The following is a 10,317-nucleotide window of genomic DNA, read 5'->3' as shown; positions in this document are numbered from 1 at the left end:
TAATCACCATTATGCGACATCAAGACGACATTGACAGAAGCACCTCTCATCTGCTCCGGAACTTCACGCAGAAGCCGCGTGTGGAAATCCGGGATGGAGCTTCCTACGGTACGCCATACCGCCACGGAGAAACACCAATCGGTGAAAACCTGGAACACGGCGAGCTCCCCAAAAGCCTGCGCAAGACCTTTCGGCATCACCCAGAGATCGCGGCGCTTTCTTTTCTCCCGGACAGCAGCGCGTACGTGCGCCTCCACAATGACATCAGCACGCACCGGATCCAGATGCCTATCATGCTGTGGCGAACGCAGCGCGATACCACCGATGGCCGCACGGTCACCGAATACTTCATCGTCGACGGCTACCTTCGCATGCAGATTGCCGAGGACCTGAAACTCGAAATCGAGGACATCCCCTGGATGGTCAATGAGGAAATCCACACCCTCGAGGACGCCTTGTTGACCGCCACCCGCCTCAAAATGCACCGCGCACACTATAACGAATGTGAACGTAAGTATATGATCGGACTGCGCTACCTGCAAGAAAAGCGGAGAATCGGCGCACCTGCCGGCAATCAGAATGCCGCCAGCCCTCTGGCCCTTGGGAGCGATTCCAGTAAAGGGACTGATGACTTAGATCAAGTGCAAACTGAGATTGAAAACAATGTGGAAAACTTTTCCACATTGTTTCGAGAGGGAGATGGAGATGTCCAAAACCGCATCAGGACCTCAGAGATTCTTGCGACTGATTTTGGAATTACGGATAGAACGATTAGAAACTACGCCCGCGGCGCCCAGCAGCTGGAGATTGCCGTCGAGGCGATCCAGAAACGCTGGAAGGTCTCCCGGGGGCGCGCTATCCGCTGCTGCACCCAGGTTCACCTGGTCAAGATGGCCGGCGGCCAGACACTGGATGCCCGACTGGTCACATCCGGCGACTGGGCACGCCTCGATCTGCAGTCCGGATGCTTCGATCGCTTCCCTCTGGTTCTGTCCAGCCAGCAGTCCATGTTCAGCTCGCAACGAGATAAAAGCCACTATCACGATGACCGCGAACAGGCCATCGTTGCCGCCGTCCGCGAGATCGTGACACCACCGCGCATGGCACCCGATGTCATCGACGTAGAGTTCAGCCCGGTCGAGAGCCGACCCGCACAGCGCAATAGCGGACTGGCCAACCACACCGCGGGACGATCCGGAGAAACCGAAGCCGAGCTCGACGAGCGGATGTTCAAAATGATCTGGGAACAACCCATGGAAGAACGAATGAAAGACCCGGAGTTCGTTGCCTGGGGGGCCAAGAAGCGCGAAGAGGAAATCCAGCAGTACACCAATGTTGCCCAAACCCACACGGATCCGATAGAGCGACGATGCGCGCTACGATGGTTGGCTGCAAACAACCAACCATTGCCGACCGACGAACTGGATCCAAAGGTGGAATCCTTCCTGCGCGCGCGCTTCAAACCAGAAGAAAGTAACGACGTGGAGGTACTGGAGCAAGACCCGGACCCCATGGAAGAAGAATGGGTGCCCGTCATTACCGCCACCAAAGAGTGGGGAGACGCAATTCGCCAGTACCGAACAGCCTGTCTGCACCTGGATCGCACCTCCAGGCAACTGCTGGAGAAAATGCAGGACGCTGACGATCTGTTTACCAGCGGCAAGATCCAGATGTTGTCCTCCTGGCAATCATCGGGTACCAAGCGAACGAAGGAAATTTTCCTGGAGATGGCCATCATCCTGAGTGATACCACCTCCAGCCAGCAAGGCATCGTTGTCGATAACGACGCGACACTGCAACCCCGCATCAAATCCACCCTGGAGAAGGTCTACGACATTTTTTCTGTGGTTGCGCAAGGCGTGGACCTCGACATTAAAAGATCCACCCGCTTCAAATCGCACAAGATTCATCGCCATGCAGGAAACGGCGAATGAGCCTGGCCCTCTCAGAGCAATCTGCGCGGCAATGCTTCACCCACGAACAGGAAAACGCCCTGAAACGCACCGATTTTGCTGTCCGCCATGGCCGCAGAGAATCGGTATATCGTGCCTATGCAGGGGCAGGAAAAACGTTCATCCTCCTGCAAACGGCAGCCAGACTTCAGGACGAGGTACTCCTGCTCGCCTTCAATTCGGCCATCATCCGCGACCTGCAGCCACGACTGAAAGGCTTCGGGAAACGGGTGCGGGCAGTCACCAGCCACCAGTTCGCGCTGCACAGCCTGCCGGCGGACTTCCAGAAGGCCGTTAAGAACAGCCTCAACGAGCACAACGGGCAACTCGCCACCCCACAGATCGTTGAAACGCTGCGCCTGGAACCGTATGGCCAGGGGCAACACGAGTGGAGTCCCCTGCAACTCGCAGGATTGACCAAAAAGACCTTGGTCCGTTTCTGCCATTCCGACGATTCGGCACTCACGGAGAGCCATGTTCCCAACCACCAGCGCATGCCAGTGGCGCTGGTACAACGGATTCTGTCCGATGCCAAACGGCTCTGGCAGGCAGAGCAATCGCTCTCCCTGCCGATGATGCACGATGTCTATTTCAAGCTCTGGGCACTGGATCACCCACAGATCCCAGAGGGGTACCGCATGATCGACGAAGCCCAGGACACCAACCCAGCCCTGTATGGGGTACTCTTTGCCCAAAGGCAGGGGCTCAACATCTGGGCCGGAGACCCCTATCAGTCCATCTACAGTTGGCGCGGCGCGCGCAATGCCATCGAGATCGCCGAACAGCAACCACGATCGATCAGCAGCCGTCTTACGCAATCCTTTCGATTCGGAGACGAAACGGCAGAGATGGCGACACGCCTGCTTCGCTGCGTTGGGGAAACCATTCCCGTCCGGGGGAGTGGGAGCACCAGAATCCAGGCCGCACCCACCAGCATCCAGCCACCGGATGTCGCCACCAAGGTCCACACCGCTTTTGCCTGGATTGCCTTCACCAATGGCGCACTGATCCAGGCAGCACTGTCCTGTGTCGATGCCGGTCTGCCGTTCCATATCGTTGGCCAGGGCCGCGAACAAACCGCCCTCCTCTATGCAGCCATGGCGCTCAGACGGGGGGAGTCCTCCCCCGCTGGCCCCCTCGCGGCCTACCGGTTTTGGTCCGATCTCGAAGAAGAAGCAGCAGCGCAACCGGATGGCGATGCCGCCCGCATCGTGCGCATGTCCCAATACCCCGGCCTGTACGATGCCGCCCAGGCGCTGCGAAAGAGCCTGCCAGGCGAAAGCGGCGCACAGGTCATCCTCAGCACAGTCCATGCCGCGAAGGGCCGGGAATGGGATCTGGTGATCCTCGACAAGGACCTCGATGCCAACCGGGATACCGGAGACCGCCGCCTGTACGTAACTGCCTCTGGCGACCTCGAATTTGACAACCGCGAGGATATCCACCTGCGCTATGTCGCCATCACCCGCGCACGCAAGCGCCTGGTGCTGGCCTGCCCGATTCTCTATCGCTGGCTTACCCGATGATGACCACCATTCACCACAGGAGAGATATGACCATGCCTGCCATCACCCGCTATCGCGTACTTGCCATCCTGCTCTTCCTGAGCCCGGTTCCGGCCATGGCCAGTAACGTCGCCATACTCCCCGCCAACCAGCCCGGCAGTACCGCCGTTCCCGCTCCCAATAGCCCACAGGCCATCCAGGAACTGCACGCACTCCTGCAAAACGCCTATGCGCAGGGAGAGCGGGCACAACAATCGTCTGGCGCTCAACGCAGCCAACAGCCGGTCCTGGCCGCCTGGGTGGAGGTACTGCGTAATGCCATCCTCAGTATCGGCTCCGCAGCGTTCATCGCCGCCTGGGGCTTCGCCATCGGCATGATCCTGATCGGCATCGCCGCCATCCTCTTCGCCATCCGCAGACCGCGATCCTGATCGATCCCGGAGCCCTGCCTCCATCCCGCCGCATACCCGGCTCAAGGTAGACCTGCAAACCGCAAGGCCTACCTCTTTTTCTGCGCGGAAACCTCCTGGTCCGATACCCGCCGATCCTGGCCAGCCGATTTCTTTGTGGGGAAAACGCAAATATTTTTCTGGAAAACCCCATTCTCTTTGCAGAAAACCCGAATCTCTTTCCGTAAAATTTCACGCATTGTCAGGTGAATGGAATTTTTTTGGTAAAAACCCGATATCCTTTGCGGAAAACCCTTTGTTCTTTCGGGAAAACGCAAATATTTTTCTGGAAAACCCCTTTTTTTCTCCCTATAACCCCCCGGATAGCGCCTGGCGCGGGCGCCTTCGCGGCACTTTTGGGGGTCCATTGCCAGCCGTAGGGCTTGCCTTCCCGCTTTCCTCAGGTTTCCCTCGTGCTCTCTACTCTATGACTCGGCGGGAATCTCCCGAATCGCCTGTCTCATGGCCTCGCCAGAACCTCTCCCGCCAGAGGAAAACGTCTCCGCAAAAACGCCTCCCGTCTCCCGCGGTGGGGCGGGTGTCCAGGCATTCCAGAGAAAGGAGAAAGGCTGGCGACCGCGATCAAGTCAGCAAGCAAGGAGAAGAAAATGCTGACGAGCAAGACCTGGGCGACTGGCAGCAAAGCCGCCGAGTATTACCTGAGTGACGAAGCCACAGACCAGATCGGTCCAGCCTTGTGGGTCGGTAAGGGACGGCAATATTATCCCGACATCCCGGACGAAGTGGATGCGGAAATGTTGGTGCAGCTCGCCGATTACTCTGGCGATTACAGTACCCAACGAAAGGCAGTCGTCGACCTCACCTTCACCGCACCCAAGCCGGTATCCATCTATGCGGCCTTGACTGACGAGCGGCAGCGGGAACAACTCATCGCCGTCCAGATCGATGCGGTGCGCAAGGCGCTGGACAGAGTGGAATCCGACTATGCCCTGGCCAAGATGTCCCTGAGCACGGCGAACCACCTGATGGAAACCATCGATCGGCGGCTGCGGGTGGTACGCCCGCGGACGGCCAGCCGAGGGAAGGGCAAGAAGGAAAGTTCTGCCAAGGATCCCGACAAGGAACAGGTCTATCTGCGAACGCACAACCTGTTGGCCGCGCTATGTACGCACTTCTGTACGCGCCCGGTGGAGGGTGAGCCGGATCCGAATCTGCATACCCATTGCGTCATCCCCAGGATTACCAGTCGCCCGGACAAGGAATCCGTCACGTTGTATCTCGATGTCGATACTCGTGCCCGGGACGTGAACGGCCCCTATCTGGACCACATGCTCGAAGGCCTGCGGCGCCTGGGAATCCCGGCGCAGCGTTCGGGAACGTTGGACATTGCCATCGACGGCATTCCTCCGGAGCTCATCGATGCGTTTTCCCTCCGATCCAAAAAGATCACTGCCACTGCGGAAGCCCTGCAACCTGCCGAGTATCGGAATCCGACCCCGACCGAGAAACGCCTGGCGGCGATCTTCACGCGGGAGCCGAAAGGCGCCGTGTCCTGGCAGGAACGGCTTCCCGGATGGCGCCGCCGCGCACTTGCCGCCACGGTCGGTGCGGAAATCGAAAGCCTGCAGGGCCTGCTGAGCGATGAAACGACGCAGCGACTCTGGCAACAGTTCTGGGAAATCCAGGAGCAGAACCAGCAGCGAATGGCAACACAAACGGCCAAACCGAGCCCGTTCACCGGATCGGGATGACCCCCGCTCGGATTGTTTCAGCAAAGAAGAAATGCGTACTCTTACGGTCCCCCCACCTGATACAGGAGAAGTTTCATGAACAACGACGCAGCGGACACCCTGATCCGCGTATCCGCAAAAACCGCCGCCGACCTTGCGTATTTGAGCAAGGAGTCGGAAAACCACCTGGACACGATCATTGCCGACCTCATCGAGGGCTATGGTGGTCTGGAAATGGCTTCCATCCGGCTGTTTCACGATCACCACGAGCCGCAGGACACACCGGAGTTTGGCCATCTGGAGATGGATGGCTATCCGCTGCCGCCGTCGCGTGACGACGAATAGAGTATTTCAGAAAGAAAAAGGGCATTGCCTGTAAAGGAAAAAGGTTCCCTCTGGTTATAAACCGAATCAGGAATCACCATACAGGATACCGCATCGCCATGGCCCATCGACCGCATCCGCTGTTGTTTCTTCCGGTACTGCTATTGGCCGGTTGCGCGAAACCGCCTGCCCCCAACCCACCGGCACCGCCGGTCCGCCCGATCCAGGGCGCGCTGGACCGGTCCGCGCAGCAGGTGGCCCGGGCCTGGACGATGTTGGATGAAGAACGGGCTGCCGTCCACCCACCCAGGGTGGAAACCCCTCCAACGCTGCCCGCAGCCCTGGCACGTACCGTCGATTTTCCGTGGGATGGTCCCCTGGTCCCCCTCGTGCAGAAGTTGGGCCGGTTTGCCGGCTATCGGGTGGAAATCCGCGGCCCCGCGCCCTCCTCGCCCATTGTCGTGACCCTGCACGGCAGCCATACGGTTTTTTCTGCCCTCGAGATTGCCGGAGAGCAGGCCGGCAAGCTCGCCGACATCCGTTTGAACGCGCTGCAAAAACGCATCGTGATTCACTACGCCGGAGTGTGAGCCATGTTCCTGTACAAGACATGGGATGCCCATATATTGCCCAGGCTGGATGAGGAGCTGGAGAAGGTGCGCCAGATCCATACGCGAAGCAAACTGGAACGCTGGAAAGAGAAGGCGGATGCCAATCTGGTGACGATGAGAATCAATCTGGTGAGATACTTCGGCATCGGTGTGATCCTGGCGCCCCTCGGAGTGGGACTCATGGTGCTCTACAAAGCCATCTATTTTGTCCGGGCGTATCGAATCACGGCGCAGATGACCAGCGATCTCTATGCCATCCGGCTGCGCGAGCTGGAAGCACAGGACAACCACCCTTCCACCTGAAGGAATACCGACTATGTGGACGTTACCGCAATTACAGGATCTGACGGCTACGCAACAGAGCCATGCCGAGCACCGGAAGAAGAACGCAACGCCGTTGCAGCTGCGCAAGAAAGCCATTGAACAGACGGCAGAGACCTACGGCGCGCAGGGAGGTCTGGCCTGGGAATCGCAACAGATCGACCAGAAGCTCCACCAGGTCGCAGGCCAGCTGGACAGGGTATACAACTTCGCGCCCATTGCCCTGCCGGGGAATGTCCTGCCGCCGGTGATCGAGGGTGGACGCGAGGCGCGTCTGGTCCATGCGGATGCCTTGCGCACCAGTGTACAGGACTATCGCATTCTGATTCCCGCCCGCTTTGTCTCGGTGCTGCCGACCTGGCGCAGCTATCTGGAACAACGATTCCCGGCACCCCGGCTCGCGGACATTCCGCCAGCCCTGCTGCCACAGAACCGGCAGGAGTCGATCTGGTGGAAACAGGCCGCAGCGGTCGGCTGGCAGGCCGGGGAAGAGGAAGCCAACGGACTGTTCCGTGACGGCCTGGCGCGACTGACCCGCGATGTTGCGGGGATGATCCGCTATCGTCGCCTTCTGCTGTCTGGTGAGGTCCAGCCTCCCATGGTGGAGCAGGCCAATCTGGGCGTGGAACGCGATGAGCGGGTCCTCGATCGCGCGGCGCGCATGCAAGTGGGGGTGACGTTGCACCGGATCACCCTGCCGGCAGGATTTGCGCCACCCAAAGACTGGAAGGTATTACCTCGATGAGCTTCTTTCTGGAACCGGAAACGCATCTCCAGCCTGGTCCCGATGCGCGTGCGAGCCTGATTGTCGGTGCCCCGTATACCAAGGCGCTGGAGGCGCTACGCACTCTGGTTGCGGACGCCGTGCAGAGGGGCAAGCGGATCTATTGCTTCGATGGCAGCCACGACTGGGCTCCGGAAAACCTCTCTCTCTGGATGCAGATACGACGGCTGTCAGAAATTCCCCGGCGCTTTCCTCCAGTATTCCCGGCGGGCGAGTTGCGCGTGATTCCCGTCCGCACAGGAAAGAAATTTCCGGAGCCCAGGCTCGTGGATCTGCTGGCACACCCGACAGCCTCACCGCCAGCGGAGATCTTCCTCTTTCACCAAGTGTCGCCTTACTCCATGGCAGGATTCGGGTTCATGAACGGGCTGATCGAAAACTGGAAATCCCAGGTCCAGATTTTTCTGTACGAGGATGCCCGTACCGATGGCTACCTCTCCCTCACCCAACTCGTGGATGAGCTGTTGGTGTATCCGCATGCGGCGAGCCCAGAGCTGCTCGAGGCTCTTTGGTCGGGCTACCTGTCCGCCCAGGAGTTTGCCGATCTGAAACCGGGCCAGTTCGTGCGGATTCCCGATCCCTTGAACACCGTTCAAACCCTGTCGAGACGGAGCTTCCCATGACGGCTGCGCGTGGCCTCGAGGCCTTCGACACGGCGCTGCGTATCTATAGCGAGAATGGTGCGGCGGCCTGGCTGCAGATGGTGTTCCGTGCCTTTCCGGAATTTTCCGATCTGGATCTCCAGTCGGAGATGGAGCCTGTCGTGATGGTCCATGGAAGGCGGTTGGTACTGCCGCGCACGATGGACCATGCTGAAGTCGTGCATGTCGTCGAGGCACTCTATCCGAATGGCTGGGCATTCCTGCAACGCGAACAGGGCGGTATCAATACCGCCTATTCCCTGCGCTTGCCCGAGGCTGCCGACCAGGATGGTCCCGAACGGGTACGACTACGGTTCAACGCCGTGATGTGCCGCGATCCCATCAATCCCAGCGCGAAATCCGCCGGGATTCAGGTGACCCTGCGAGCCATCAGTGAAACCCCACCGAACTGGCGGGATTACCAGATTCCGCAGGAAATCCTGGACCATTTCTTCTATCCCGACGGCATTGTCCTGGTCACCGGGCCGACCGGCAGCGGCAAGACGACGCTCATGGCAAGCATGTTTGGGTATGCGCTGGAAGACGCGCGCTTCAATGATCACAAGATCATCACTGCCGAGGCCCCGATCGAGTTCGTGTTCCGCCATCCCCGGGTCAGCCAGTCGGAGGTTCCCCGGCATATCCAGACCTTTGAGCGGGCCATCGAGGAGGCCATGCGGCGACGGCCAAACATCATCCTGGTCGGAGAATTGCGCGACCGGGCGACGATCATTGCCGCGCTGACCGCGGCCATGACCGGACACTATGTATTGGGCACCCTGCACGCCACCGGTGTGGCCAACGCCGTTGCCCGGACCGTGAAAAGCTTTCCCCGAGAGGAAGCGGAATCTCTGGCAAACGATCTGCTGGACTCGTTGCGCATGGTACTGTCCCAGCGCTTGCTGCCAGCGCCGGACGGCACCCAGCAGGCGGTTCGGGAATGGATGATCTTCACCGAAGAGATGCGTCTTTCCCTGCTCAAGACACCGTTTGACCGGATTACTCCAACCATCGCCGAAATGGTCAAACAGCAGGGACATTCGTTTGCGATGGATGCCCGCTATTGGCATGCCCAGGGGCGGATCACCGATCATGCCCTGCAATGGTTATTGAGCAGCTACGGATAGGAGGATATGGACATGGCTCGAACCAATACGGTGCAACAGGAGACCAACGCCTGGCGCTACCGCTCCCAGACGCCGAAATTCTTTGTCATCGACGGCCAGGCGGTATGGCCGATCCTCCTGTTTCTCTTTCATCCCGGATTGACCACACTCGGTGTTGCCGTGGTCAGCATGGTGATCCTGCATGTGGCGGCCCGGCGTGGATTCGGCCTGCCCCAACTGTTCGGGCGGGTGCGCGTCTGGCTGAGTTCTCCCTACCGGTATCGAGAGGATTGAGCCATGGCCAGACCGCGGAAAACGGCACGACAGGTCGTCAACCTCGCCGCCCCGGTGCCCATCGCAGACGAGGAGATCCTCCTCAGTGGCGAGTGTGCTGCCAACGGCCAGGCCTTCGTGAGTGCGGCGGAGGAATACCTGCGGATCGATCTTCGCCTCGACCGGAAAGAGTTTGCCCACCTGGAAGATGTCCTGTGCAGCGTCTCTCCGGCCAAGTGGATGGGCTTGCTGACCTTGTGCGGCCTCTTGTATCGGAGCGGTCCAGATATTCTGACCGACCAGGAGAAGGTGGTCCTGCGGAATCTGCAGTACACGCAACGATTCCGCTTCCTGGTGGACCGCGACGAAGAGAACCCACTCCGCGTTGCAGAACAAAGCCCGGAGGAACCACCGGCCTCGCGACCGCGCCAGAATCTGGCCGAGCGGGTCCGGCGGAATCTGGCAAGGCAGAGAGAAGAAACGGCAGGAGCGGAACCGGAGGTACAAGAGACGCCCCCTCCCCCGGATTCCCCACAACCGCCATCCCCTCCGGCACCAGCGGGGCAGCGCAAGCCTTCGGCGGAGGAAATCCGCAGACGTCTGAATATTAACAAGGGCTTGTATTGAGTATGCCAATGGCGGATAGGCCGTCATTCGGAG

At 59.6% G+C, this 10,317-nt stretch carries 12 protein-coding genes; all 12 read left to right on the top strand.

Annotated elements, in window-relative coordinates; all coding sequences use genetic code 11:
* On the top strand, positions 1-1,934 hold a 1,934-nt coding region (locus tag AC2VNM_RS08120; RefSeq protein ID WP_486913122.1), incomplete at its 5' end, for a hypothetical protein.
* Positions 1,931-3,478, top strand: a complete 1,548-nt coding sequence (locus AC2VNM_RS08115) for a UvrD-helicase domain-containing protein (RefSeq protein WP_486913121.1) — start codon at positions 1,931-1,933, stop codon at positions 3,476-3,478. The genes AC2VNM_RS08120 and AC2VNM_RS08115, both read left to right, overlap by 4 nt.
* Before the next feature lie 26 nt (positions 3,479-3,504).
* Positions 3,505-3,888 (top strand): hypothetical protein, encoded by a 384-nt coding sequence (locus AC2VNM_RS08110; RefSeq protein ID WP_486913120.1) that lies wholly within the window; start codon positions 3,505-3,507, stop codon positions 3,886-3,888.
* 626 nt (positions 3,889-4,514) lie between these two features.
* The gene (locus AC2VNM_RS08105) at positions 4,515-5,618 is read left to right on the top strand and encodes a relaxase domain-containing protein (protein WP_486913119.1); all 1,104 of its coding nucleotides are present in this window, start codon (positions 4,515-4,517) and stop codon (positions 5,616-5,618) included.
* Positions 5,619-5,693: 75 nt separating this feature from the next.
* Positions 5,694-5,942 (top strand): hypothetical protein, encoded by a 249-nt coding sequence (locus AC2VNM_RS08100; RefSeq protein WP_486913118.1) that lies wholly within the window; start codon positions 5,694-5,696, stop codon positions 5,940-5,942.
* A 98-nt stretch (positions 5,943-6,040) separates the two neighbouring features.
* Positions 6,041-6,511: a DotD/TraH family lipoprotein gene (locus AC2VNM_RS08095; RefSeq protein WP_486913116.1), complete on the top strand. Its 471-nt coding sequence runs from the start codon at positions 6,041-6,043 to the stop codon at positions 6,509-6,511.
* Positions 6,512-6,514: 3 nt separating this feature from the next.
* Entirely contained in the window at positions 6,515-6,835 is a 321-nt protein-coding gene (locus AC2VNM_RS08090; protein WP_486913115.1) for a hypothetical protein, read from the top strand.
* Positions 6,836-6,848: 13 nt separating this feature from the next.
* On the top strand, positions 6,849-7,598 hold the full coding sequence (locus tag AC2VNM_RS08085) for a type IV secretory system conjugative DNA transfer family protein (RefSeq protein WP_486913114.1): 750 nt from the start codon (positions 6,849-6,851) through the stop codon (positions 7,596-7,598).
* Positions 7,595-8,260: a hypothetical protein gene (locus AC2VNM_RS08080; protein WP_486913113.1), complete on the top strand. Its 666-nt coding sequence runs from the start codon at positions 7,595-7,597 to the stop codon at positions 8,258-8,260. Before AC2VNM_RS08085 ends, AC2VNM_RS08080 begins: the two co-directional genes overlap by 4 nt.
* The gene (locus AC2VNM_RS08075) at positions 8,257-9,405 is read left to right on the top strand and encodes a type IV pilus twitching motility protein PilT (protein ID WP_486913112.1); all 1,149 of its coding nucleotides are present in this window, start codon (positions 8,257-8,259) and stop codon (positions 9,403-9,405) included. Before AC2VNM_RS08080 ends, AC2VNM_RS08075 begins: the two co-directional genes overlap by 4 nt.
* 12 nt (positions 9,406-9,417) lie before the next feature.
* Positions 9,418-9,678, top strand: coding sequence for an IcmT/TraK family protein (icmT, locus tag AC2VNM_RS08070; RefSeq protein ID WP_486913111.1), 261 nt, complete (start codon positions 9,418-9,420; stop codon positions 9,676-9,678).
* 3 nt (positions 9,679-9,681) lie between these two features.
* Entirely contained in the window at positions 9,682-10,284 is a 603-nt protein-coding gene (locus AC2VNM_RS08065; protein ID WP_486913110.1) for a hypothetical protein, read from the top strand.
* Positions 10,285-10,317 lie beyond the last annotated feature (33 nt).

This window comes from Acidithiobacillus sp. TH-A67 (assembly GCF_057473545.1).
The sequence above is the reverse complement of the archived record's forward strand: the minus strand, read 5'-3'. Positions and strand labels throughout refer to the sequence as shown.

What these genes read in the sequence shown, in the direction of transcription:
- AC2VNM_RS08095 (WP_486913116.1), top strand. Translation starts at nt 6,041, where the DNA reads ATGGCCCATCGACCGCATCCGCTGTTGTTTCTTCCGGTACTGCTATTG.
- AC2VNM_RS08080 (WP_486913113.1), top strand. Translation starts at nt 7,595, where the DNA reads ATGAGCTTCTTTCTGGAACCGGAAACGCATCTCCAGCCTGGTCCCGAT.
- AC2VNM_RS08115 (WP_486913121.1), top strand. Translation starts at nt 1,931, where the DNA reads ATGAGCCTGGCCCTCTCAGAGCAATCTGCGCGGCAATGCTTCACCCAC.
- AC2VNM_RS08090 (WP_486913115.1), top strand. Translation starts at nt 6,515, where the DNA reads ATGTTCCTGTACAAGACATGGGATGCCCATATATTGCCCAGGCTGGAT.
- AC2VNM_RS08110 (WP_486913120.1), top strand. Translation starts at nt 3,505, where the DNA reads ATGACCATGCCTGCCATCACCCGCTATCGCGTACTTGCCATCCTGCTC.
- AC2VNM_RS08075 (WP_486913112.1), top strand. Translation starts at nt 8,257, where the DNA reads ATGACGGCTGCGCGTGGCCTCGAGGCCTTCGACACGGCGCTGCGTATC.
- AC2VNM_RS08065 (WP_486913110.1), top strand. Translation starts at nt 9,682, where the DNA reads ATGGCCAGACCGCGGAAAACGGCACGACAGGTCGTCAACCTCGCCGCC.
- AC2VNM_RS08100 (WP_486913118.1), top strand. Translation starts at nt 5,694, where the DNA reads ATGAACAACGACGCAGCGGACACCCTGATCCGCGTATCCGCAAAAACC.
- AC2VNM_RS08105 (WP_486913119.1), top strand. Translation starts at nt 4,515, where the DNA reads ATGCTGACGAGCAAGACCTGGGCGACTGGCAGCAAAGCCGCCGAGTAT.
- icmT (WP_486913111.1), top strand. Translation starts at nt 9,418, where the DNA reads ATGGCTCGAACCAATACGGTGCAACAGGAGACCAACGCCTGGCGCTAC.
- AC2VNM_RS08085 (WP_486913114.1), top strand. Translation starts at nt 6,849, where the DNA reads ATGTGGACGTTACCGCAATTACAGGATCTGACGGCTACGCAACAGAGC.